The 22552-nt window shown below is 60.2% G+C and carries 21 protein-coding genes; 9 read left to right on the top strand and 12 right to left on the bottom strand.

The features are described 5' to 3' along the window. The first annotated feature begins 19 nt into the window (after nucleotides 1-19). Nucleotides 20-781 (top strand): IclR family transcriptional regulator domain-containing protein, encoded by a 762-nt coding sequence (locus ACQY1P_RS01630; protein ID WP_325264911.1) that lies wholly within the window; start codon nucleotides 20-22, stop codon nucleotides 779-781. Nucleotides 782-820: 39 nt separating this feature from the next. On the opposite strand, the gene mmsB is transcribed toward ACQY1P_RS01630, so the two are convergent. The 7 genes from mmsB to ACQY1P_RS01595 all read right to left on the bottom strand — a co-directional run bounded on the left by mmsB (nucleotide 821) and on the right by ACQY1P_RS01595 (nucleotide 8030). Continuing rightward, entirely contained in the window at nucleotides 821-1708 is an 888-nt protein-coding gene (gene mmsB, locus ACQY1P_RS01625; RefSeq protein WP_325264913.1) for a 3-hydroxyisobutyrate dehydrogenase, read from the bottom strand. Between the two features lie 9 nt (nucleotides 1709-1717). After that, nucleotides 1718-3313, bottom strand: a complete 1596-nt coding sequence (locus tag ACQY1P_RS01620) for a GMC family oxidoreductase (protein ID WP_430253652.1) — start codon at nucleotides 3311-3313, stop codon at nucleotides 1718-1720. 13 nt (nucleotides 3314-3326) lie between these two features. Then, nucleotides 3327-4325: a branched-chain amino acid ABC transporter permease gene (locus ACQY1P_RS01615; RefSeq protein ID WP_430253650.1), complete on the bottom strand. Its 999-nt coding sequence runs from the start codon at nucleotides 4323-4325 to the stop codon at nucleotides 3327-3329. Between the two features lie 15 nt (nucleotides 4326-4340). Next, nucleotides 4341-5228: a branched-chain amino acid ABC transporter permease gene (locus ACQY1P_RS01610; protein WP_062578012.1), complete on the bottom strand. Its 888-nt coding sequence runs from the start codon at nucleotides 5226-5228 to the stop codon at nucleotides 4341-4343. Between the two features lie 97 nt (nucleotides 5229-5325). Next, on the bottom strand, nucleotides 5326-6030 hold the full coding sequence (locus ACQY1P_RS01605) for an ABC transporter ATP-binding protein (protein WP_062459733.1): 705 nt from the start codon (nucleotides 6028-6030) through the stop codon (nucleotides 5326-5328). Continuing rightward, on the bottom strand, nucleotides 6030-6812 hold the full coding sequence (locus ACQY1P_RS01600; protein ID WP_113165394.1) for an ABC transporter ATP-binding protein: 783 nt from the start codon (nucleotides 6810-6812) through the stop codon (nucleotides 6030-6032). Before ACQY1P_RS01600 ends, ACQY1P_RS01605 begins: the two co-directional genes overlap by 1 nt. 3 nt (nucleotides 6813-6815) lie before the next feature. Continuing rightward, entirely contained in the window at nucleotides 6816-8030 is a 1215-nt protein-coding gene (locus ACQY1P_RS01595; protein WP_430253647.1) for an ABC transporter substrate-binding protein, read from the bottom strand. A gap of 212 nt (nucleotides 8031-8242) precedes the next feature. Between ACQY1P_RS01595 and ACQY1P_RS01590 the strand changes: the two genes are divergently transcribed. Beyond that, complete coding sequence (locus tag ACQY1P_RS01590) at nucleotides 8243-9163, top strand: LysR family transcriptional regulator (RefSeq protein WP_430253645.1); 921 nt, start codon at nucleotides 8243-8245, stop codon at nucleotides 9161-9163. Nucleotides 9164-9240: 77 nt separating this feature from the next. Here the strand turns inward: ACQY1P_RS01590 and ACQY1P_RS01585 are convergent, their stop codons facing one another. After that, nucleotides 9241-11520, bottom strand: a complete 2280-nt coding sequence (locus ACQY1P_RS01585; protein WP_430253644.1) for an FdhF/YdeP family oxidoreductase — start codon at nucleotides 11518-11520, stop codon at nucleotides 9241-9243. A 283-nt stretch (nucleotides 11521-11803) separates the two neighbouring features. Between ACQY1P_RS01585 and osmF the strand changes: the two genes are divergently transcribed. The 4 genes from osmF to ACQY1P_RS01565 all read left to right on the top strand — a co-directional run bounded on the left by osmF (nucleotide 11804) and on the right by ACQY1P_RS01565 (nucleotide 15631). Then, entirely contained in the window at nucleotides 11804-12715 is a 912-nt protein-coding gene (osmF, locus tag ACQY1P_RS01580) for a glycine betaine ABC transporter substrate-binding protein OsmF (protein ID WP_430253642.1), read from the top strand. Between the two features lie 68 nt (nucleotides 12716-12783). After that, a complete protein-coding gene (locus ACQY1P_RS01575) occupies nucleotides 12784-13950 on the top strand; it encodes an ABC transporter permease (protein WP_430253640.1) in 1167 nt (388 codons plus the stop codon). Continuing rightward, nucleotides 13947-14885 carry an ABC transporter ATP-binding protein gene (locus tag ACQY1P_RS01570; protein ID WP_430253638.1) on the top strand — a complete coding sequence of 313 codons (939 nt, stop codon included), beginning with the start codon at nucleotides 13947-13949 and terminating at the stop codon, nucleotides 14883-14885. The genes ACQY1P_RS01575 and ACQY1P_RS01570 overlap by 4 nt, the downstream gene beginning before the upstream one ends. Next, nucleotides 14882-15631 (top strand): ABC transporter permease, encoded by a 750-nt coding sequence (locus ACQY1P_RS01565; RefSeq protein WP_113111454.1) that lies wholly within the window; start codon nucleotides 14882-14884, stop codon nucleotides 15629-15631. Before ACQY1P_RS01570 ends, ACQY1P_RS01565 begins: the two co-directional genes overlap by 4 nt. A 33-nt stretch (nucleotides 15632-15664) precedes the next feature. On the opposite strand, the gene ACQY1P_RS01560 is transcribed toward ACQY1P_RS01565, so the two are convergent. The 4 genes from ACQY1P_RS01560 to proV all read right to left on the bottom strand — a co-directional run bounded on the left by ACQY1P_RS01560 (nucleotide 15665) and on the right by proV (nucleotide 19155). Then, a complete protein-coding gene (locus ACQY1P_RS01560) occupies nucleotides 15665-15925 on the bottom strand; it encodes a helix-turn-helix domain-containing protein (RefSeq protein ID WP_062577991.1) in 261 nt (86 codons plus the stop codon). A 78-nt stretch (nucleotides 15926-16003) separates the two neighbouring features. Then, a complete protein-coding gene (locus ACQY1P_RS01555; RefSeq protein WP_062577989.1) occupies nucleotides 16004-16876 on the bottom strand; it encodes a glycine betaine ABC transporter substrate-binding protein in 873 nt (290 codons plus the stop codon). A 67-nt stretch (nucleotides 16877-16943) separates the two neighbouring features. Continuing rightward, nucleotides 16944-17834: an ABC transporter permease gene (locus tag ACQY1P_RS01550; protein ID WP_062459766.1), complete on the bottom strand. Its 891-nt coding sequence runs from the start codon at nucleotides 17832-17834 to the stop codon at nucleotides 16944-16946. An 88-nt stretch (nucleotides 17835-17922) separates the two neighbouring features. Continuing rightward, entirely contained in the window at nucleotides 17923-19155 is a 1233-nt protein-coding gene (gene proV, locus ACQY1P_RS01545; RefSeq protein ID WP_430253635.1) for a glycine betaine/L-proline ABC transporter ATP-binding protein ProV, read from the bottom strand. Between the two features lie 619 nt (nucleotides 19156-19774). Between proV and ACQY1P_RS01540 the strand changes: the two genes are divergently transcribed. The 3 genes from ACQY1P_RS01540 to ACQY1P_RS01530 all read left to right on the top strand — a co-directional run bounded on the left by ACQY1P_RS01540 (nucleotide 19775) and on the right by ACQY1P_RS01530 (nucleotide 22542). After that, nucleotides 19775-21046 (top strand): amidohydrolase family protein, encoded by a 1272-nt coding sequence (locus ACQY1P_RS01540; RefSeq protein WP_430253633.1) that lies wholly within the window; start codon nucleotides 19775-19777, stop codon nucleotides 21044-21046. Nucleotides 21047-21113: 67 nt separating this feature from the next. Next, nucleotides 21114-22112 (top strand): alpha/beta fold hydrolase, encoded by a 999-nt coding sequence (locus ACQY1P_RS01535; RefSeq protein WP_430253631.1) that lies wholly within the window; start codon nucleotides 21114-21116, stop codon nucleotides 22110-22112. Then, entirely contained in the window at nucleotides 22099-22542 is a 444-nt protein-coding gene (locus ACQY1P_RS01530; protein ID WP_430253629.1) for a DoxX family protein, read from the top strand. The genes ACQY1P_RS01535 and ACQY1P_RS01530 overlap by 14 nt, the downstream gene beginning before the upstream one ends. Nucleotides 22543-22552 lie beyond the last annotated feature (10 nt).

Below are 22552 nucleotides of genomic sequence, written 5' to 3'. Positions count from 1 at the left end.
CGCACAAAATGAGGCTCTGTTGGACGTCAAGACGAGAGACATGATGGGCGGGCTGGCAAAGGGCCTCAAGGTCATAGAAGCCTTCTCTGCCGAGCGACCGCGTCTCAGCATCGCCGAAGCCTCACAGCTCACCGGTTATGATCGCGCGACGGTGAGACGATGCCTCCTGACGCTCTCCGAACTCGGCTATTGCGCCTATGACGGAAAATTCTTCACCGTCACCCCCCGCGTCTTGCGACTGGGAACGGGATGCCTGGCAGCGATGCCATTGCCGAAGATCGTGCAGCCCTGGCTCGATGACCTGTCCGAACAGACAGGCCAAAGCACATCCGTTTCCATTCTTGATGCGAGTGACATCGTCTACGTCGCGCGGGCCGCGCAGCGCAGGGTCATGTCGATTTCGCTGATGCCGGGCTCACGCCTTCCAGCCTACTGCACCTCTATGGGGCGGGTGATGCTGGCAGCACTTCCTGTCGAGCAGGCAGAAGATCTTCTTTCATCAAAGCCGCTCGTGGCGAGGACCGCAAAGACCGTGACCGACATCGAAACACTCAAGGGCGAACTGCTCCGCATCCGTGATCGCGGTTATGCCTGCATCGATCAGGAGGTCGAAATCGGCCTCCGCTCTCTGGCCGTCCCGCTATTCAGCCCCCGCGGCCAGGTCGTCGCCGCGCTGAACATCGGGCTAGCCGCGTCAGAGGAGCCGATGCAGGCTGTCGCTGACCGTTACATTCCGTCACTGCTTAAAGTTCAGAAGGAGCTGACCGGCATATCGGGTTGAATTTGCGGCATATGCCGGCGTTCCAACTCCGAAACCGTCCTATTCCCGCGGTATCTCCTGCAGCATCCGGATGATGGCGGAAAAGTCCTCGCCGCCGTGTCCGGCTGCCTCGAACCGGGCGTAGAGGTCGGCCGCGTGGGCTCCGAGCGGTGTCGCGGCGCCGGATTGTTGTGCTGCTTCTTGCGACAGTAGCAAGTCCTTCAGCATCAGCGCCGTGGCAAAGCCGGGGCGGTAGTCGTTGTTGGCAGGCGATGTCGGCACGGGACCGGGCACGGGGCAATAGGTCGTCAGCGACCAGCACTGGCCCGATGAGGTCGAGGCGACATCGAACAGCGCCTGATGCGAGAGGCCCAGCTTTTCAGCCAGACCGAACGCTTCGCAGACGCCGATCATCGAGATGCCGAGGATCATGTTGTTGCAGATCTTTGCAGCCTGACCCGCACCATCGCCGCCGCAGTGGACAATCTTGCGGCCCATGGCTTCGAGGATAGCCTTACCCGACGCAAACGCACTCTCCGAGCCGCCCACCATGAATGTCAGCGTGCCCGCTTCCGCGCCAGTCGTTCCCCCGGACACCGGAGCATCGAGAGAGAGGCAACCCATCGCGCTTCCCAGAGCATGCGCCTTGCGGGCGCTTTCCACGTCCACGGTCGAACAATCGATGAGCAGCGTTCCCTCGGGGATCACGGATGCCAGATCCGACCAGACGGCGAGGACATGCTGGCCCTTGGGCAGCATGGTGATAATGCAGTCTGCATTCAGCACAGCCTGGGGGAGGGTGCTTGCCGCGTTGACGCCATGCGCACTTGCGGCATTCCTGCTCGCCTCCGAAAGATCGAAGCCCCAGACGTCATGTCCCGCCTTGACGAGATTGGCCGCCATCGGCCCGCCCATGTTCCCAAGTCCAACGAATGCAACCTTGCTCATAGTCCCCCCTTATCGATTGTCCGCCAGGATCATCGCTGCTGCCTTTTCGGCAATCATGATCGTCGGAGAATTGGTGTTGCCCGATGTGATGGCCGGCATGACCGACGCATCGGCAATTCTCAACCGGCCGAGTGCTCTCATCTTCAGTCGCGGATCGACGACGCTATCGGGGTCAGACCCCATCCGGGCCGTGCCCACAGGATGGAAAATCGTCGTTCCTATTTCGCCGGCAGCGCGCTCCAGATCTGCATCCGTGTCGTATGCCGGTCCCGGCTTGTATTCTTCCGGCTGGTAGCGGGCAAAAGCAGGCTGCGCGACGATGTTGCGGGTCAGCCGGATCGAACTTGCCGCGACACTGCGGTCGCCAGCTGTCGAAAGATAGTTCGGCCGGATCGCCGGCGCTGCGGCGAAATCGGGGCCTTTCAGATGCACGGAACCGCGGCTTTCGGGGCGAAGATTGCATACGCTTGCGGTGATTGCCGGAAAAGCATGAACCGGATCCCCGAAGCGGTCCAGCGAGACCGGTTGGACATGGTATTCGAGATCAGCCGTTTCCTTGTCCGGACCCGACCGGGTAAAAATCCCGAGCTGACTTGGAGCCATGGACATAGGTCCTGAGCGTTTCAGCGCATATTCCAGCCCGATCGCAGCCTTGCCGAGCCAGCGAGAGGCTTTCTCGTTCAGCGTCGGCACGCCGGTGACCTTGTAGACCAGCCGAAGCTGAAGGTGATCCTGCAGGTTTTCGCCGACCTGTCGCACCTCCTTGACCATCTCGACCCCGGCGTCCGCCAGAACTTCGCCGCGTCCGACGCCTGAGAGTTCGAGCACATGCGGCGTCCCGATCGCGCCGGCCGAAAGCACCGTCTCGCGACGGGCATGAGCCACCTGCGACACGCCATTCTGCTGAAACTCGACGCCTTTCACCTCACCGGTTTCGATGATCAGGCGGCGGACATGCGCCTTGGTGAGGACGCGTAGGTTCGGCCGCTTCATCGCGGGCCGCAGAAAGGCCTTGGAGGTGTTCCAGCGAATGCCCGAACGCTGGTTGACGTCGAAATAGCTCGAGCCTTCGTTGTCGCCGCGGTTGAAATCCTCGATCATCGGGATGCCCGCCTGTTCCGCCGCCTTGCGGAAACTGTCGAGCACCGCCCAGTGCAGACGCTGCTTTTCGACCCGCCATTCGCCGCCTTCGCCATGCAGATCGTCGCCGCCCTTGTAGAAGTCCTGGCTCTTGCGAAACAGCGGCAGCACGTCGTCCCAGCCCCAGCCGGCACATCCCATCTGCCGCCATAGGTCGTAATCGCGCGCTTGGCCGCGCATATAGATCATGCCGTTGATCGAAGAGCAGCCACCGAGCAGCTTTCCGCGCGGATAAAACAGGGAGCGGCCGTTGAGGCCTTCCTCCTTTTCGGTGGCAAAACACCAGTCGGTGCGCGGGTTGTTGATGCAATAGAGATAGCCGACCGGGATATGCACCCAGTGATAGTTGTCGGTCCCGCCGGCTTCCAGCAGCAGCACGCTGTTGCGGCTATCGGCCGAAAGGCGGTTCGCAAGAACGCAGCCGGCGCTTCCGGCACCGATGATGATGTAGTCGTAGGTTTCCATGATCTTCAGCCAATCAGCGGCGATGCTCGAAGCCCAGTTTTCGGCCAAGCCGCGAGGCGTAGAATTCCCCGATCAGGCCGCGCCGGAAGAGGAGGACGCAGACCATGAAGACCACGCCGGTGATGATCGTGACGGGAAATTCCGAGGTCGCGAGGTAGTTCTGCAACGCAACGACAAGCCCGGCGCCAAAGATCGGTCCGATCAGCGTGCCGATGCCCCCAAGCAGCGTCATCAGGATCACCTCGCCGGACATCTGCCAGCCGACATCGGTCAGCGTCGCGAACTGGAAGACGAGCGCCTTGGTTCCGCCGGCAAGCCCGACAAGCGCCGCCGACATGACGAAGGCGCCGAGCTTGTAGCGGGATACGGAATAGCCGAGCGAGATGGCGCGCTGCTCGTTTTCGCGGATCGATTTGAGGATCATGCCGAACGGCGAGTTGATGAACCGCCAGATGATCGCCATGCCGATCAAGAAGACGGCCAGCACGAAATAGTACATGTTCGTCGTTTCGCTGAGATCGATAAAGCCGAACAGGTGGCCGCGCGGCACGGACTGGATGCCGTCTTCGCCATGCGTGAATTCCGCCTGCAGGCAGAAGAAGAAGAACATCTGCGAAAGCGCAAGCGTGATCATCGCAAAGTAGATGCCCTGCCGCCGTATCGCAAAGAAGCCCATGATCAGGCCAAGCACGGCCGCTCCGAATGCACCGACGAGAATGCCGAGTTCCGGCGACAGACCCCAGACCTTCACGACATGGGCAGTAAAATAGGCGGCTCCGCCGAAGAACGTCGCATGGCCAAAGGACAACAGGCCCGTGTAACCCAACAGCAGGTTGAACGCGCAGGCAAATAGCGCAAAGCACAGAAGCTTCATCAGAAAGATCGGGTAGAAGAACAGCGGTGCAACAAGGAGCAGCACCAGTCCCAACCCGATGAAGATCGCGTAGGTTTTCGTGGCTGTGCCCGACCTCTCTATGCGCGGCGGGGCGGCGGTGTGGATGATGTCGCTCATCTCTGGCATCCTTCCCTAAACATCCCGGCCGAAAAGACCGGCTGGCCGCAGAAGCAGCACGATCGCCATGATCACGAAGATCACGATGCTCGATGCTTCCGGATAAAACACTTTCGTCAGGCCCTCGGCGATTCCGAGCATGTAGCCGGTCAGGATCGCACCCATGATCGATCCCATGCCGCCCACCACGACGACCGCAAAGACGACGATGATGATGTTGGATCCCATCAGCGGCGAGACCTGGTAGATCGGCGCGGCCAACACACCCGCGAAGGCTGCAAGTCCGGCGCCGAGCCCGTAGGTCAGGGTCAGGAGCACCGGCACGTTGACGCCGAAGGCCTGCACGAGGGTCGGATTTTCCGTCGCTGCCCGCAGATAGGCCCCGAGCTTGGTTTTTTCGATCAAAAGCCAGGTGCCGATACAGGCGATCAGCGACACGACCACGACCCAGCCGCGATAGATGGGCAGGAACATGAAGCCGAGATTGGTGCCGCCGGCAAGCTGCGGCGGGACCGAATAGGGCTGGCCTGACGATCCGTAGAGATACCGGAACGTGCCCTCGATGGTAAGCGCTAGCCCGAAGGTGAAGAGCAGACCGTAGAGATGGTCCAGCTTGTAAAGCCGCGATAGCAGAAAGCGTTCGGTGACGGCGCCGAACAGGCCGACGATGAGCGGCGCGAAAACAAGCGCGAACCAGTAGTTGATGCCGAAATACTGCAGCAGCAGCATGGCGACGAACGCGCCGAGCATATACTGCGCGCCGTGGGCAAAGTTGATGACCCGCAGCAACCCGAAGATGACCGCAAGACCGAGGCTTAAGAGTGCGTAGAAAGAGCCGTTGATCAGGCCGATCAGGAGCTGTCCGAGGAAAGCCTGGAGCGGAATGCCGAAAATCATGGTCATGGTGCGGCGCTCCTGGCGTCGTCTGATTTTACCGAAACTGGACGCGAGCGCGTTGCCAGGTCGTCCGTGCGGTGATCCGTTTGCATTGCGACCATGCTCAAACCCCCAGAACCTTGTGCAGCATGTCCATCCTCTCGGGCAGTTCGCCGACGGGAAAATTTGCCACCATTTTTCCGTGATCCATCAGGTAGAACCGGTCAGCGACGCGGCTTGCGAAGCGAAAATTTTGCTCGACCATCAGCACCGTCATGCCGCGGTCTTTGAGCGTCTTCAGGACTTCGCCGATGCGCTGCACGATGACAGGCGCAAGCCCTTCGGTCGGCTCGTCGAGGATGAGCAGTTTTACCCCGGTGCGCAGGATACGGGCGATCGCCAGCATCTGCTGTTCGCCACCGGAGAGCTTCGTGCCCGGGCTGGAGCGGCGTTCGTGAAGGTTCGGGAATAGCTCGTAGATCTCGCTGAGCGGCATTCCACCTTGCGCAACGACAGGCGGCAGCATCAGATTTTCCTCGACCGTCAGCGTCGAGAAGATACCGCGCTCCTCCGGTACGAAGCCGAGACCCGCATGGGCGGTTCTGTGCAATGGAACCCGCGACATGTCCTGGCCCGAAAAGAGGATCTCGCCGCGCCGTTCGCGGATGATGCCCATGATCGTGCGCAGCGTCGTGGTCTTGCCGACGCCGTTGCGACCGAGAATGGTGATGGTTTCGCCCTCATGCACCGTCATGTCGACGCCGTGCAGGACGTGGCTTTCACCATACCAGGCATTGAGATTGGAAACCTGAAGCAGGGGTTGCGCCATCATGCTTCCTCCGTGCCCATGTAAGCCGTGCGGACGCGCGGATCCTGGCTGACCGTCGCGTAATCGCCCTCGGCCAGAATTTCGCCACGCTGCAGTACTGTGACGTGGTGGCAGATATCTGCAACGACGGAAAGATTGTGCTCCACCATCAGCACCGCGCGGGTTCTCGCCACTTCGCGGATGATGGCGGACACGGTACCGATATCCTCCTGGCCCATGCCGGCCATCGGCTCGTCGAGCAGCAGCACTTTGGGATCGAGTGCCAAAGTCGTGGCAATCTCCAGTACCCGCTTGCGACCGTAGGAAAGGTCGGCAGCCAGCGCGTTGCGCTCGCGTTTCAGCCCCACAGTCTCGATCAGCTCGTCGGCGCGGGCATCCAGCCGGTCGAGCGAGGAGAGCGGCAGCCAGAACTGCGTCGACAACCCGCTCGGACGCTGCAATGCGACGCGGACATTGTCACGCACTGTCAGATGCGGAAACACGGCTGAGATCTGGAAGGAGCGGACCAGCCCCATGCGCGCCACCTTGTCCGGCGGCAGTTTCGTGATGTCGGCGCCGAGCAGCGTGATCGAACCGGCGGTCGGCTGCAAAAACTTGGTGAGCAGATTGAACACCGTCGTCTTGCCGGCGCCATTCGGACCGATCAGCGCATGGACACTGGCGTCGTGAACATCGAGATCGACATTCTTGACGGCTGCGAATGCTCCAAAGCTCTTCGACAGGCCACGGGCGGACAAGACCACCCGTGGCTGCTCGTTAGTCGAGATCGATGCGACTGCCATCGCTCACTTCACCAGCTCGCAACCGGCCTTGGCCGGGTCGAGATAGGCCTCCTTGCCGGGAATGGTGGCAAGCACGTTGTAATAGTCCCACGGCTCCTTGCTTTCGTCAGGCTTCTTTACCTGCAGCAGGTACATGTCGTGGATCATTCGGCCGTTGGCTCCGACCGTGCCGCCGCGCGCGAAAAAGTCGTCGACCGGCATTTCATGCAGAGCTTTGGAAACCGCATCGCTCTCGTCCGTACCGGCCTTCTGCACGGCTTTGAGATACTGCGTCACGGCAGAATAGGTGCCCGCATGAACCATGTTCGGCATCTTGCTGGTCCGGGCAAAAAACTTCTTGGCAAACTCGCGGCTCTTGTCGTCGAGGTTCCAGTAATAGCCTTCCGTTAGCGTCAGGCCTTGTGCTGCCTCAAGTCCGAGCCCGTGCACTTCGGCCAGCGTGAACAGGAGCGCCGCCAATTTCTGACCGCCTTGGACAATACCGAACTCGGCCGCCTGCTTGATAGAGTTGGCCGTGTCGAGACCGGCATTGGCAAGCCCGATCACCTTCGCGCCTGATGACTGCGCCTGCAGCAGGAAGGATGAGAAATCCTGGCTCGACAGGGGATGCCGCACCGAACCGACGACCGTGCCGCCATTGGCCTTCACGTAGTCACTGGTCTGCTGCTCGAGGGAATAGCCGAATGCATAGTCCGCGGTCAGGAAAAACCAGCTGTCACCGCCCTGCTTGACCATCGCACCGCCTGTGCCGACCGCAAGCGCATGGGTATCATATGCCCAGTGGAAGCCGTAGGGCGTGCAGGACTTGCCCGTGAGATCAGTGGTCGCCGCACCGGTGTTGATGGTGATCTTCTTCTTGTCCTTGGACAGCGCCTGGACCGCGAGACCGACCGACGACGTTGTCAGGTCCATGATCGTATCGACCTGCTGGGTATCGTACCACTGGCGGGCGATGTTGGAGGCGATGTCGGGCTTGTTCTGGTGATCGGCGTCGATGACCTCGATCGGAACATCCAGAACCTTGCCGCCAAAATCCTCGACCGCCATCTTTGCAGCCTCAACGGACGACTTGCCGCCGAAATCGGAATACACGCCGGACTGGTCGTTAAGGATACCGATCCTGACCTTGCCGTCGGATGCCGTTTGGGAAAATGCAGTGCTGCTGGCGAGCAATACGGCCAGCGGTGTAACAACGGACGCCACAAACGTCTTTCGCATAAGGTCTCCTCCCAGAGATAACAGCGCGCGAATCTGTTCAAATTTGGCGGGCCACCCTCCTCAAAGCAGCCCCTCCTGTGGGTATGGTCAAGTAAAACGAACGTTGACGCAAGGAGGAGCGCGCTATTAATTGCAAACAGCCTCTGTTCAATTTTGAACAGACACGTGACAGCGTTTGAACAGATAGGGACATTGGAGCGCTAACCGCCGACATGACAGCCAGCCCGAACTTCACCTGGGACGACCTTCAATATTTCCTGGCGGTCGCCCGAACCGGGCAGCTTTCCGTCGCGGCCCGGCAATTGCGCACCAGCCATGCCACCGTGTCGCGCCGCATCGACCGACTGGAATTCAGTCTCCGGATCAAGCTTTTCGAGCGCAATCCGCGCGGCTATGTCCTGACCGGTATTGGACAACGCTTCATCGAAGCGGCGGAACGCATGGAGGCGGAAGCGGACCGGTTGCAGATGGATATCTTCTCGGGGAGCGCTGCTCATCAGGGCGTCGTCCGTCTCAGTGCTCCGGAAGGAATTGCGAACTTCTTCCTCGCGCATCAGATCGGGGATTTCACCGTCCAGCATCCCAATCTCTCGCTCGAGCTGGTGACGATCCAGCAGATCATGTCCTTATCGCGCAAGGAGGCGAACATTGCCATTTCGCTCGATCCGCCGAAGGGCGGACCCTACGAGATCGAGAAGATCACCGACTATCGGCTGAACATCTACGGCGCAAAATCCTACCTGTCCGAGCGACCGGAGATCAAAAGCCGCGACGACCTGCTGCTACACCCGTTCATCGGCTACATCCAGGATATGATCTTTGCGCCGGGACTGGACTATCTTGGCGACGTCCATCCGGGAATCCGGCCGCGGTTTCAGAGCTCAAGCATCTCGGCGCAACTGACGGCGACGCTTCAGGGCCAGGGACTCTGCATCCTGCCGCATTTCATTGCGCGCCGTCAGCCGGATCTCGAGCTGGTGCTGCCCCGCGAGGTGCAGTTGACCCGGCACTACTACCTGGTCCGTCACCGCGACATGAGCCGCATTCCCCGTGTACGTGCCGTCGCCGACTACCTTTTGGCGGTCGTGCAGAACAATCGAGATGCGTTTCTTGGCGAAATTGAAAGCGCCTAAGCAGAACGAAGCGTGCCCGCCAAACCTGGTTTACCTGGCGTGGCGGGCACTGTACCGGACGGTACTCGCGTTCGGGATCAGTGGCTGACGATCTTCACCGGGATTGCCTTGGACGCCGGCGTCTTGGACATCTCGTCGTGATGGTCGATTGCGTTCAGCACGTTGCATTCGGGGTAGTACCCGCCGATCGTGCCGCGCGGAAGCTTGTGCGCTCTAACCGTCAGCCCGCTAAGTTCGCGATGTTTGCCGTCTTCGAAGTCACTGACGAGCGATACGACCTGACCTTCCCGAAGTCCTGCTGCAGCGATGTCTTCCGGACACATTAGAAGCACGTCTCGCGTACCCTCAATGCCGCGGAATCGATCCGAATAGCCATAGATCGTTGTGTTAAACTGGTCGTTGGATCGCATCGTGATCAGCCGGAACCGACCAGGCGCATCCTCGAACGACAACGCGTTGAGCTGATGCGGCGTTGTAAAGACCGCTTTCTTTTCCTCGGTATTCCACTTGCGGTCATGCGCATCATTGCCGCGGTAAAAGCCGCCGGGCTCGAACATGCGCTGGTTGTAATGCTTGAAGTCGTCGGGGTAGGTTGCCTCGATGAGATTGCGAACGAGGCTGTAGTCCCGCGTCCATTCGTCCCATTTCAGCTTCGGGTTATGGTCGAGGGTTGCCTTGGCGATGCCGGTCACGATCGCAAGTTCGCTCTGGAGTTGCTTGGATGCCGGCGTGCGCTTTCCGATCGATCCGGAAATGTGGGAGAAGCTGTCTTCCGTCGTGACGGACTGATTTCCGGTCGCCTGCATGTCGATCTCGGTTCTGCTGAGACATGGCAGGATCCAGGCCTCCTTGCCCGGAAACAGATGGCTGCGGTTGAGCTTCGTCGAGACCATGACCGTCAGCTCCTGTTCGGCCCAGACCCGCTCCATATCGACCTGATCCGGCACGGCCCGAAGCAGATTGCCGCCGAGTGAGATCGTGGCGCGAATGGTTCCCGCCATCATGCCTTTGACCGCATCGACGATGTGCGTTCCGTCCTCGGTTGGAGGATCGAAATCGAACAGTTCCTTCAGTTTGTCCATCGGGATGAGCTTGGTTTTTTCGGCGATGCCGACGGTCCGCTGGCCCTGAACGTTCGAGTGGCCACGCACCGGACAGCAACCAGCCCCCTCGCGGCCGATATTGCCGCGCAGGAGGAGAAGGTTGACCAGCATCGCGATGTTGAGGCCGCCCTGCGAGTGCTGGGTCAGTCCCATTCCATAGACGCCGATGACGCGCTTGGCGGCAATATAAGTCGCGCCTGCCTCGCGCAGATCAGCCTCCGTGAGCCCGCTTTCGCGCACAATGTCCGACCAAGGCGTGTCGCGCACGCATTCGATGAACTTGTCGAAGCCCGTCGTGTGCTCGGCGATGAAATCGACATCGAGAACGCGCGCCCGGCCAGCGGCAACCGCCGCATCATCGGTCTCGACGACGGTCTTACATAGACCCAGCATGGCAGCGACGTCACCGCCGGCCTGCACCTGCAGATACTGATCGGATATCTTGGTCTCGTTGCCCGTGACCATGTCGAGCGGATTTTGCGGGTTCACGAACGACACGAGACCCTGCTCGATAACAGGGTTGAATGTGACGATCTTCGCGCCGCGCTTTTTGGCTTCCTGCAGCGGATGGAGGAAACGTGGACTGTTGGTGCCCGGGTTCTGGCCAAAGAAGAAGAAGGCGTCGGTCTTTTCCAAATCTTCCCAGACGATGGTACCGACCGGCGAGCCGATGACCTTGGTGAGGCCGACGGACGTCGTCTCGTGGCACATGTTCGAGCTCTGCGGCAGGTTGTTGTTGCCATAGGCGCGTGCCAGCAAGGCATAGAGGTAGGATGCTTCCAGTCCGGCATGGCCGGACGAATAGAAGACCACGCTCTTCTTCTCCAGGCGCTTTAGCGTTGCGCCGATCTTCTGGAACGCCTCGTTCCAGGTGGCCTCCACGTATTGTCCGGTCGCGTGGTCGAAGCGGAGAGGATGGGTCAGGCGACCTGTCATCTCCAGATCGTGGTCTTTCCAGCCCTTCAGCTCCTCCACCGTATGCTTCTTGAAGAAATCAGGTCCGCAACGGGAGTTGGTCAGGTCCCACATGGTGGCCTTGGCACCATTCTCGCAAAACTCGAAGGGGTGATAGTTTTTGGGCTTTGGCCAGGCGCACGAGACGCACATGAATCCGCCCGGCTTGTTTTGTCGAGACAATGTTTCGAGAAACGCTGGTGGAGGCGAACTCTCGCCGTAGATCCGGAAAATCGACTTTACCGAGCCCCAACCACCTGCAGGGCCTTTGCCTTCAGGATTGCTGATGTTGTCTGCCATGGGTGGGCCTCCGAAATGTTCGCTGAAAGGGATGCTAGGGGCGGCATCGACATAACTCGAAGAAGGCGCGATCGTTCCTCCCGCCGGGCAGTCGTTTCCGAGCGGCTGTCGGATCCGGAGACGGCATACGGCCTCGGTTTCAGGACGAGGCATACCGCAAATGACTGACGTGACGTTGCTCCACTATTCTTCTTGAACCGGCGGCATATATAGGCGTTTGCGTCCGGACGATTGCGGTTGGGCGCGCCAGGCAAGACTAGTTGTAAACAGGGAGATACCGGCCGTGCACCTGCCCAAGATCGTGATCGGAACCATATTCGCCATTGCCGCATCTGCGGCCACGGCATCGGCGCAAGTCGTCGTCTCGTCGAAGATCGATACCGAGGGCGGCGTCCTCGGTAACATCATTCTGTCCATCCTGAACGCCAACGACATCAAGACGACGGACCGTGTTCAGCTCGGCGCCACGCCTGTCGTTCGCAAGGCGATTACCGCCGGCGAGATCGACATCTATCCGGAATATACCGGCAATGCCGCGTTCTTCTTTGAAAAGGCGGAAGACCCAGCCTGGAAGGATGCCGCAAAAGCCTATGCTGAAGCCAAGAAGCTGGATTACGACGCCAACAAGATCGTCTGGCTGACACCGTCGCCGGCGAACAACACCTGGGCCGTCGCCATCCGGAAGGAAGTCGCGGACGAAGGCAAGATCAAGACCTTTAGCGAATTCGGCTCGTATGTTGCTGGCGGCGGTAAGGTTGTTCTGGCCGCCTCCTCGGAATTCGTCAACTCGGCTGCAGCCCTTCCGGCCTTCCAGAAGACCTACGGCTTCACGCTCAAGTCCGACCAGCTGATCACGCTGTCTGGCGGCGACACCGCTGCCACGATTGCAGCAGCTGCCAACCAGACAAACGGCGCCAATGCCGCGATGGTCTACGGCACGGATGGTGGCATTGCTCCCTCCGGTCTCGTCGTTCTGGAAGACGACAAGGGCGTCCAGCCGGTCTACCAGCCGGCTCCGATCATCCGTGAAGCGGTTCTGAAAGAACATCCGCAGATCGAAACCCTTCTGAAGCCGGTCTTCGAAAAGCTCGACCTCGTGACGCTTCAGGAATTGAACGGCCGCGTGCAGCTCGGTGGCGAACCACCGAAAGCCGTCGCCGAAGACTTCCTGAAGAAGAACGGCTTTCTGAAGTAACACTGTCTGCTTGATGCGTTCCTCCCGAAAGGGAGGGATGCATCATCCGAGGGCCAAGGAGGATCGGATTGAAGCTTCGCCTCGATAAGCTGGGTGTCGTCGTGGCGCTGCTGGCGGTCTACGCTGCCTTCTTCGCGCCCCTCATGATTTTCCGTCCCAACCGGATCGTGCCGGGGCAGGGGAAGCTTCTTTGGGAATCGTTGCCCTCCTCCACGTCGATCGGCTTCGTCCTCGTCATCGGCGCAGCAACCCTAATCGCTCTCTTCAAAACGCCCCTATACCTGAGGCTCGCGGCTGCCGCCGCCGTGCTCGCGGGACTGGCCATCTCGGTCGGCTCTGCCGCATCGTTCCTGACGCCTGAAGGCAATACCTATGCCCGCGTATCGCCGGCCTCAGGCGCCTGGCTTTTGATGCTCGCGTTCTTCCTGCTCGCCGCCGATGCGATCGCCAGACTGCGGCCAACGCCCGTCGTTCGGATCGCCCTGCTGGCGGTCAGCCTAGCGGGCATCGCGCTCGTCCTGTCTTCGGGTCTCTGGGACGGACTTTCCATCATCAGGGAATATGCGGGCCGCGCCGACGTCTTCTGGCAGGAAGCGGGAAAACATGTGACATTGGCGATCGGATCGCTGATTGCAGCCGTCGTCGTCGGTCTTCCCCTCGGCGTTCTTGCCCACCGTATCACTTCCTTGCGTGCCGGCATTCTCAACACGCTGAACTTCGTCCAGACGATCCCGTCGATTGCCCTGTTCGGCATTCTCATCGCGCCGCTCGGCTGGATCGCCATCAACGTTCCGGGTGCGGCCGCGATCGGCATACGCGGCATTGGCGCTGCACCCGCGTTCGTCGCGCTTTTTCTCTATTCCCTGCTGCCTGTCGTCGCCAACACGGTCGTTGGCCTCGAGGGCGTCCCCCGCGAGGCAAACGAGGCAGCCCGCGGTGTTGGCATGACCGGACGCCAACGCCTGTTCGGCATCGAGCTGCCGCTCGCCATGCCCGTCATTCTGACCGGTATCCGCATCGTTCTGGTCCAGAATATTGGACTTGCAACCATCGCGGCCCTGATCGGCGGCGGCGGGTTCGGCGTCTTCGTCTTCCAGGGCGTCGGCCAGACGGCAATGGATCTTGTGCTCCTTGGCGCCGTACCCACCGTCGTACTCGCCTTCACCGCAGCCACCATATTGGACGCACTCGTCGAACTGAACGCCCCTGTTGGCACTCGAGGCAAAGCCGCATGATCGAAATCGAGACCCTCACCAAGCGTTACGGCGACAACACGGTTGTCGACACGGTGACCATGACGATCCGACCGCGCACGGTAACGGTTATTGTCGGAACGTCCGGCTCCGGCAAGACCACGCTTCTGCGGATGATCAACCGGCTGGTGGAACCGACCTCCGGTACCATCAAGCTCGACGGCGTCGACAATCGCGACCTGCCGGGGTTCGAACTGCGGCGCAGGATCGGCTACGCGATCCAGGGACACGGGCTTTTTCCGCATCGAACCGTCGCGCAGAATATCGCCACTGTTCCGGGTCTCCTTGGCTGGGACCGGCCCCGCATCGACGCCAAAGTAAAAGAGCTGCTCGAACTCTTCCAGCTCGACCCCGCCGATTTCGCGTCGCGTTTTCCGCATGAACTCTCCGGCGGGCAGCAACAGCGGGTCGGCGTGGCACGCGCTCTTGCGGCTGAACCCAACGTGCTCCTGATGGATGAGCCGTTCGGCGCTCTCGACCCGATCATTCGCGCCAAGGCGCAGCAGGACCTTATCAGCATTCAAAAAGTGCTCGGCACGACCATCGTTCTCGTCACGCACGATATGGACGAGGCCTTTCATCTGGCGGACCGGATTGCGGTGATGGACAAGGGCAAGGTCGTTCAATACGGCGCGCCGATCGAGCTGGTTCGACAGCCTGCGACCCCGTTCGTCGAGACCCTGATCGGTGATACGGAGCGGCCGTTCCGGCTCCTGTCGATGCAGACTATCGGTGAGGCCGTCGAGCCCAATCAAGCGACAGGGGAACCACTGTCCGAAGACATGAGCCAGCGAGAAGCGCTATCAAAGCTTTTGTGGACGGGACAGCAGGCATTGCCTGTTCGCGCATCCGATGGGCGGATCATCGGTTCTGTTTCGGTCGAAGGACTGTCCAAGCGCGCGGCGTGTCTGGCATGAGAGCGTGGCTTCCTCTCATGCTGCGGGCGTTACTGCTCGTTCTTCTGCTGACGTTCCTGCTGATGCCCGAATTGTTCGATCCCATCCTGCGCCCGCTGGTTCAGCAGAATGCGCCCGCGATCTACAATCAGGGAAGTCTTCTGACACTGACGCTTCTGCATCTGAGGACGGTCGCCATCGCCACGACAGCCGCGATTCTTGTGGCTGTTCCCATGGCAATTCTCGTGACGCGGCCGATCGGCGCCGAGTTTTTGCCGCTCTCGCGGGGCCTCGTGAATATCGGGCAAACCTTCCCGCCAGTAGCGGTGCTGGCGCTCGCGGTTCCAACGCTGGGCTTTGGTGAAAAACCGACGCTGGTCGCGCTCTTTCTCTACGGTTTGCTGCCGATTTTCGAAAACACACTGACGGGGCTGACGACCCTTCCGCCGTCTGTAATGGAGGCGGCGCGCGGGACAGGCATGACCGGGTTGCAGCGGCTGTTCAAGGTCGAGCTGCCGCTCGCCACACCCGTCATCCTCGCCGGTATCCGGCTGTCCGTCGTCATCAGCCTCGCCACGGCCACGATCGGTTCGACCGTTGCCGCAAAAACCCTGGGCGAAGTCATCATCGCCGGCCTGCAGGCCAACAATCTCGCCTTTATCCTGCAAGGCGGCCTGATCGTCGGCGCTCTTGCGATCCTCATCTACGACACGCTTTCCGCCGTCGAGCGGATTGCAGCGCGTCGTACGGGCCTGAACGTGCGGTAATTCCGCTTCTGGTAGAGCTTCAACGCTGACAGTCTAGCTGTCCCACTTCGGCCCGACACCGCGGCCGGTGATCAACCAGGCGAGGCTTACCTGCAGGGAGCGTGCGACGATCTCGAGATCGGTTGCGATCGGTGCGTCACGGTCGTTCTCCCAGGCCTCCCAGACACTCCGTTCCACACCGGACATGTGGGCAGCATCATCTACCGAAAGATCAGTCGCATCGCGTGCCAGGGAGATACGCCCGCCGAGCGTATCGCCGGTAGCCTGGTCGAGATCCGTTCCGTCAATAAACATCGTCTGCTCCTAACAACTGGACGCTGGCATCAAGTAGCAAAAGGGCTCCGCGGATAACCGCGAAGCCCGAGGCCTATGTCAGCCGTCTTCTCCAACCCAGGCCTTGACCTGATCCGGATGGTCCTTGATGTATTTTGCGACCGCTTCGTCGTAGGACGTCTCCTGCGCGGTAAACATCCCCGCTTCGAGATCAGCGATCGGCAGCTTCATGCGCGAGAGGAAGCCGGCAACCTTCGGATTTTCGGTCTTGAAATCCTTGCGGGCGAGAACGTCGACATGCTCTGCTTCACCCAACGACTTCTTGGGGTCGGTCAGGTAACGAAGCTTGTACTTTCCGAACATCCAATGGGGGCTCCAGGACGTGGCGACGAACCACTTTTCGCTGCGCATGGCGCGATCGACCGTCGTCAGCATGCCCGCCTCACTGGAGATCTGCAGCTTGTAGTCGTCGAGACCGTAATCCTTCACGGCCTTTTCTGACAACCGTGTCAGACCTGCGCCCGGATCGATGCCCTGCACGATGCCGGAAAGCTTCTTCTGCACTTCAGGCTTCTTCAGATCCTCGATCGAAGCGATCTCGCTTTCCGGGATATAGGCCGGAACGACCCAGCCCAGCTTTGCGCCATCATAGACGGTACCGAGCGTTTCGACCTTGTCTTTCACCTTGTCGTAATAGTCCGCATGGGTCTGCGGCAACCAGGCCATCATCATCGCGTCGAGATCGCCGCGGCTGACACCCTGGTAGAGCGGAGCGACATCGGACTGTACCAGCTCGACTTCCGTGCCGAGTTCATCCTTGATGAGCTTGGCGGCGAGCTTGGTGACAAATTCAGCATCGGACCAAGCGGACCAGCCGATCTTTACCGGCTTGGCGTCCTGCGCCATCGTTGCGGTCACAGATCCACCGATGAGGGTGGCGGCGAGCCCGAGGGTTGCGAGGGTCTTGAACATGTAGTCTCCTTTTTGGGAGGTTTGCAATTGCGGGTTCATCACCCGCACGGTTCGGCGAAGGACTGGATCAGGCGGTTGCCGTCACCATATCCTCACGCTCGTTTCTCTTGAAAAGCGCGCGCCAGAGGGCGTTCGGCTTTCTGGATTTCTGGCCGAGGCTCTGGGTGATCCGGTCGAGAATGACGGCCAGGATGACGACGGCAAGACCGCCCTCGAAACCCGTGCCCACATCCAGGCGCTGGATACCGGTCAGGACCGTGTTGCCGAGCCCGCCGGCGCCGATCATCGAAGCGATGACGACCATCGACAGCGACAGCATGATCGTCTGGTTGATACCGGCCATGATCGAGGGCAGGGCATTGGGAAGCTGGATCTTGAACAGAAGCTGCGTCGAGGTGCAGCCAAACGCGTTGCCTGCCTCGATAAACTCGTGATGTACCTGGCGGATGCCAAGATTGGTCAGTCGCACGACAGGCGGCATTGCAAAGATCACCGTGGCGATGGCACCCGGTACCGCTCCAAGCCCGAAGAACATCGCTGCCGGAATGAGGTAGACGAACGCCGGCATGGTCTGCATCAGATCGAGGATGGGCCGGACGATGGCTGCGACACTATCCTTGCGCGCCATGGCAATGCCGAGCGGCAGGCCGATGATCATCGCCATCAGCGTCGACGCGATCACCAGGGAAAGCGTCTCCATCATGGCGCTCCAAAGACCCATGTGGTCCACCAGCCAAAGTGCGATGCCGGTCAGCAGGCCGAAGCCGAGGCCGACCCGCCAGAGGGATAGCGCAACAAAGATGGCAATGCCGACGGGCATCGGGAGCGCAAGCAGCGCATCCTGAATCGTCCCGGTCACAAAGCCGATCGCCGACGCGATCAGATCGAGAAAGGGGGAGAAGTTGTCGAGGATGTAGTTGACGGCTGTATCGATGCCGTCGCCGATGTTGAAATTCATGTCTGTCTCCGGTTTCTGGCCGGCTACAGCGCCGCCTGCATCATGAGCCGGCAGGGCGCTGCAACAATTCTAAGGTCGTGAATGGAAATCAGCTGGCGCGGTCGAGCGTTTCAAGCAGCGTCGTTTTGCTGATCGATCCGAGATAGCGCTTGGCGTCATCGATGACGGGGACCGGCCAGGCGCTGGCGGCGACCGTGCCGAGAACGTTGGAGAGCGGTTCGTCGGCTGCGATTGTCTCGATCCCGGTGAGAAATGCTCCGCGGTAGGGATCATCCGCCTTGGCGCGCAGCTTTTCGACTAGCGATGTCTGGCTGACCATTCCCTGGTAGGTCTTGTCGCGACCAAGAATGATCGCGTATTCGCGGTCGAAGTGCTTCATGCGTTCGAGTGCGGCGGCGGCCGATACACCCTGACGGTCGATGATCGTGACCTGGGTCTTGCGGGCAACATCGCCGGCCTTGAAGACATGGCTGACATCAACATTGCGGAAGAAGGAGCGGACGTAATCATTGGCCGGGCTCATGACGATCTCGTCCGGCGTGCCGACCTGAATGACGCTGCCGTTCTGCATGATGCAGATACGGTCGCCGATCCGCATGGCTTCGTCGAGATCGTGGCTGACGAAGACGATCGTGCGGCTTTGTTCGGACTGAAGACGGACCAACTCGTCCTGCATCTCGGTCCGGATAAGCGGGTCAAGTGCGGAGAAGGCTTCGTCCATGAGAAGAATGGTCGGTTCACTGGCCAAAGCACGGGCAAGGCCGACGCGCTGCTTCATGCCGCCGGACAGCTGATCCGGAAGGCTGTCCTCGTAACCGTCGAGGCCCACGGCCTTCAAAGCAACGAGAGCCTTCTGCCGACGCTCGGCTTCGTTGACGCCTGCGACCTCGAGACCGAAGGAAGCGTTGTTGAGCACGGTACGGTTGGGCAGAAGCGCGAAGGACTGGAACACCATGCTGATATCGCGGCGCCGCAGATCGATCAGTTCCTTGCGCGACATCTGGGTGATGTCACGCCCGTCGATTTTTATCGCACCGGATGTCGGCTCGATGAGCCTGTTCAGCAGACGAAGGAGGGTGGATTTTCCGGAGCCGGACAGGCCCATGATCACGAAAATCTCGCCAGCTTTGATCTCGAAGCTCGCGTCGTTGACACCGACGGAGCAACCGGTCGCTGAATGGATTTCGGATTTTGTCTTGCCGGCGCGGATCATGTCCAAGGCCTTGTCAGGCCGCTCGCCGAAGATTTTGTAGACGTTGTTTAGACTGATCTTGGTCGGTGTCACTTCGAGCGGCGCGTCATTTTCAGTTGCATAAGCCATTAAAAATTTGGCCCGGGCTCGGTAGCGCGGGCATTCTCCTAGACAGTCGGATCTACTCTACGGCGGAAGCATAGGCTTTCCGGCCAGAGGTCGTCCGTGTATTTTATTTGGGCGATATAGCCATCGCCGGCGCAGAACCAATCCGATCAGCGTATCGCGAGGATTGTATCAAGTCAGACGTCACGCACTAAAAGCGCGCTTCAGACGCACATTCGTTATGCGCATCTGCAGCCCGTCCATGACCTGTTTGTAGAGCGAGAGATGTGGATGTCCATCAAAAAATCCAATTTGCATGGGCCGGAAAATCTCCCGAAGCGCGCTCATCCATCGCAGATCCACTGCATCAACGAGCATCTCGCCCTATCGAACCCGGATTTCAGACCGGCCATCACGAAACCGTGAAACAATGAAAATCATGCTCTAGCCCAAATTGCGAACCTCCAGACTTTGTGAGCCAGTGAGCTAGACTGCGACGCGCAATCGTCCCAACAAGCCGATTTCCCGACCGTTACACAGCCAACGCAACTCCCCGCAGTCGCTCTGAGAAACACTCGCGTTGCACTGCGACATGGGATATTTGCATTGTTGGGTGATGGGCGAGTAACGACGTCTGGTCTTTATGAAGCGGTTTACTCAGCGTGGTCTCATGGGCGTTGTCGGGCAGAGTACTTTTATCATCGACAATCTGAGATTGGCGGACGGTCGCCAAGGCATGTCGCTGAGTGTTTCGAACGGCGTGATAGTCGCGATCGGAGAGCAGACCGCACAGCTATCGTCGCCGCGTCTCGATGCTGGAGGGGTGCTGATCCTGCCGGGACTGACGGATGCGCATGTCCATCTCGACAAGGCGATGATCCTTGGCCGCTGCCCGCTGTGTGAGGGGACCCTTGCTGAAGCCGTTCGGCTGACGGCGCAAGCGAAACGCAGTTTTACCGCAGAGGATGTCGAAGCGCGCGGCGCGCAAGTCTTGGAATTGGCTGTGCGTGCGGGTACGCAGCGCATGCGCAGCTTCGTCGAGGTGGATCCACGCGCAGGTCTTCGAAGTCTGGAAGGTCTGCTGCGGCTGAAGCGCAGATGGTCGGGTCTCATCGACGTCCAGCTTTGCGCCTTCGTGCAGGAAGGCCTGACCAACGAGCCTGAAACCATCGACCTTCTTCACGAAGCCATGAGGATGGGTGCGGATCTGATTGGCGGATGTCCTTATACGGACCCTGATCCCGTTGCCCATGTCGAGCTCATCTTCGGCCTTGCCCGTCGTTACAACGTTGATGTCGACTTCCACGCCGACTTCGATCTCGATCCCGGAAATTCCATTTTGCCCGAGATCATCAGGCAGACCGAAGCCTTCGGCTTGGGTGGGCGTGTCACTGTCGGCCATGCAACGAAGCTTGCAGCCTTCGACCCTGACGAGCGTGAGAGGATGGCGCGGAGCATGGCCGAGGCCGGTATCGCTCTCGTCGTCTTGCCCGCGACAGACGCGTTTTTGAACGGATCGCGCGACAACCCGATGCGGCCGCGCGGGATCGCTCCGGCAGCCCAGATGAAGCGCTTCGGGGTGGATGTCGCGCTCGCCACCAACAATGTGCAAAACCCGTTCACACCGTACGGCGACGCCTCACTGCTTCGGATGGCAGGCCTCTACGCCAATCTCGATCAGCTCTCGACGGCAGCTGATATGCACAGCGTTTTCGAGATGGTGTCGACAGATGCGGAGAAGATCACGGGGATGCTGGCGCCACCGATCGCTGTGGGGGCGAAGGCCGAATTCATTCTTGTTGCCGCAGAAACGGCCGAAGATGCGATCCGCCGCAACGCGCCCGTCGTCGCCGCTGTCAAACGCGGCGTGTTGCGACTATGGGCGCCTCTTGCGCCTTTGATCATTCCGGACTGAAACTTTCCTTGTCCCGAGCGCGTAGTAGGAGCGAAATGCTCATTTCGGCGAAACGCATTGAGGACTAATGCAAAAGATTGTCTTGCTTCTGGGGTTTGCGCTCGCGGCGTTCGGCATCGTCGGCGCGCGGCAGGTGACGGCCGATGACCATGTGCCACAAGCGGTCCGGATCGATGTCGGCGGTTACAAACTCAACAGCGTTCTGATCGAGCCGGACAAAAAAGCGGATCTTCCCCCGATCGTTTTTCTCCATGGTGCGAGCACGAGCCTCAAAGATCCCCTCTTTTCGTTCAGGAAGACGTTGCAGGGCAGGGCGCGACTGCTGTTTGTCGACCGACCGGGACATGGCAGTTCCGATATCGGAGGCGAACAGAATATCCTTCCGGATGGCCAGGCTGATGCCGTCGCGCAACTGATGAGGAAGCGGGGGATCGGCAAGGCCATCATCGTCGGCCATTCCTTCGGGGGCGCCATCGCCGCAGCATTTGCAGTTCGGCATCCGGACATGGTGTCCGGTCTCGTCTTCCTGTCGCCGGCGGTCTACCCCTGGGACGGAAGCGTCGCATGGTATTATTCTGCAGCCACAGCCCCTGTCACGGGCCAGGTCTTCAGCGCGCTCGTCGTTCCACCGGTGGGGCTGCTGGCGATCAAGGGGGCGGCCAGCGCAGTCTTCTCTCCCAATCCTGTCCCAGCCGGCTATATTGCCGAGACCAATGCGTTTCAGGCGCTGAGCCCAACCGCATTTCGCCATAATGCGCGGGAAATCTCGGCGCTCAGCGACTGGGCACGTACCGCCTCGCGACAATATCCGAAGATCAAGGCGCCGACCGTGATCATCACCGGTGATGCCGATGAGATCGTGTCTCCCGAAATCCATGCCAAACATCTGGCGCGCGATATCCGCGGCGCAAAACTGATCGTCGTCCACAAGCTCGGGCACAAGTCCGACTACGTCGCAAGGGATCTGGCGGTGGCTGCCATGGAAAGCGTTGCGGGCCGACGCAGGGACTTAGCCTCCATTGCAAGGTCGGTCGAGCGACGGATAGCGGCAGATGCAAAGGATTGAACCCGCCAGGGAACGCGAGGGACAGGACCTAACCGTCTGGCGCCGTCGGTGCCGGTTGGGCCTCTTCCTGTTCTATGCCGCAGCGGGCGTCCTGCATATTACCGTGCCGCGGCCGTTTCTCAGCATCACACCCAGCTGGGTCCCTGATGCACCGGAGGTGATTCTTGTAACGGGCCTCTGCGAGATCGCAGGCGCGATCGGATTGCTTGTTCCGTGGTCGCGTCGGTATGCGGGCATTGGCCTGGCGCTTTACGCAGCCTGCGTGTTTCCTGCCAATATCAAGCACGCAGTTACCAGCCTGACTGCGCCAGACGCCTCGCAGTGGCAGTGGCTTTATCACATTGTCCGATTGCCGTTACAGCCTGTTCTGATCTGGATCGCCCTGTTTGCGGCGGGCATCGTCAGGTGGCCGATGAGGGCGAGAGACTGATCTGTCGCCT

It is taken from the genome of Neorhizobium sp. DAR64872/K0K18, assembly GCF_050500175.1.
GTDB classification, from domain to species: domain Bacteria; phylum Pseudomonadota; class Alphaproteobacteria; order Rhizobiales; family Rhizobiaceae; genus Neorhizobium; species Neorhizobium soli.
The sequence above is the reverse complement of the archived record's forward strand: the minus strand, read 5'-3'. Positions and strand labels throughout refer to the sequence as shown.

Excerpts from the sequence above, each read along its gene's own strand:
- mmsB (WP_325264913.1), bottom strand. The coding sequence starts at position 1,708 with ATGAGCAAGGTTGCATTCGTTGGACTTGGGAACATGGGCGGGCCGATG.
- ACQY1P_RS01620 (WP_430253652.1), bottom strand. The coding sequence starts at position 3,313 with ATGGAAACCTACGACTACATCATCATCGGTGCCGGAAGCGCCGGCTGC.
- ACQY1P_RS01615 (WP_430253650.1), bottom strand. The coding sequence starts at position 4,325 with ATGAGCGACATCATCCACACCGCCGCCCCGCCGCGCATAGAGAGGTCG.
- ACQY1P_RS01610 (WP_062578012.1), bottom strand. The coding sequence starts at position 5,228 with ATGACCATGATTTTCGGCATTCCGCTCCAGGCTTTCCTCGGACAGCTC.
- ACQY1P_RS01605 (WP_062459733.1), bottom strand. The coding sequence starts at position 6,030 with ATGGCGCAACCCCTGCTTCAGGTTTCCAATCTCAATGCCTGGTATGGT.
- ACQY1P_RS01600 (WP_113165394.1), bottom strand. The coding sequence starts at position 6,812 with ATGGCAGTCGCATCGATCTCGACTAACGAGCAGCCACGGGTGGTCTTG.
- ACQY1P_RS01595 (WP_430253647.1), bottom strand. The coding sequence starts at position 8,030 with ATGCGAAAGACGTTTGTGGCGTCCGTTGTTACACCGCTGGCCGTATTG.
- ACQY1P_RS01590 (WP_430253645.1), top strand. The coding sequence starts at position 8,243 with ATGACAGCCAGCCCGAACTTCACCTGGGACGACCTTCAATATTTCCTG.
- ACQY1P_RS01585 (WP_430253644.1), bottom strand. The coding sequence starts at position 11,520 with ATGGCAGACAACATCAGCAATCCTGAAGGCAAAGGCCCTGCAGGTGGT.
- ACQY1P_RS01570 (WP_430253638.1), top strand. The coding sequence starts at position 13,947 with ATGATCGAAATCGAGACCCTCACCAAGCGTTACGGCGACAACACGGTT.
- ACQY1P_RS01565 (WP_113111454.1), top strand. The coding sequence starts at position 14,882 with ATGAGAGCGTGGCTTCCTCTCATGCTGCGGGCGTTACTGCTCGTTCTT.
- ACQY1P_RS01560 (WP_062577991.1), bottom strand. The coding sequence starts at position 15,925 with ATGTTTATTGACGGAACGGATCTCGACCAGGCTACCGGCGATACGCTC.
- ACQY1P_RS01555 (WP_062577989.1), bottom strand. The coding sequence starts at position 16,876 with ATGTTCAAGACCCTCGCAACCCTCGGGCTCGCCGCCACCCTCATCGGT.
- ACQY1P_RS01550 (WP_062459766.1), bottom strand. The coding sequence starts at position 17,834 with ATGAATTTCAACATCGGCGACGGCATCGATACAGCCGTCAACTACATC.
- proV (WP_430253635.1), bottom strand. The coding sequence starts at position 19,155 with ATGGCTTATGCAACTGAAAATGACGCGCCGCTCGAAGTGACACCGACC.
- ACQY1P_RS01540 (WP_430253633.1), top strand. The coding sequence starts at position 19,775 with ATGAAGCGGTTTACTCAGCGTGGTCTCATGGGCGTTGTCGGGCAGAGT.
- ACQY1P_RS01535 (WP_430253631.1), top strand. The coding sequence starts at position 21,114 with ATGCAAAAGATTGTCTTGCTTCTGGGGTTTGCGCTCGCGGCGTTCGGC.
- ACQY1P_RS01530 (WP_430253629.1), top strand. The coding sequence starts at position 22,099 with ATGCAAAGGATTGAACCCGCCAGGGAACGCGAGGGACAGGACCTAACC.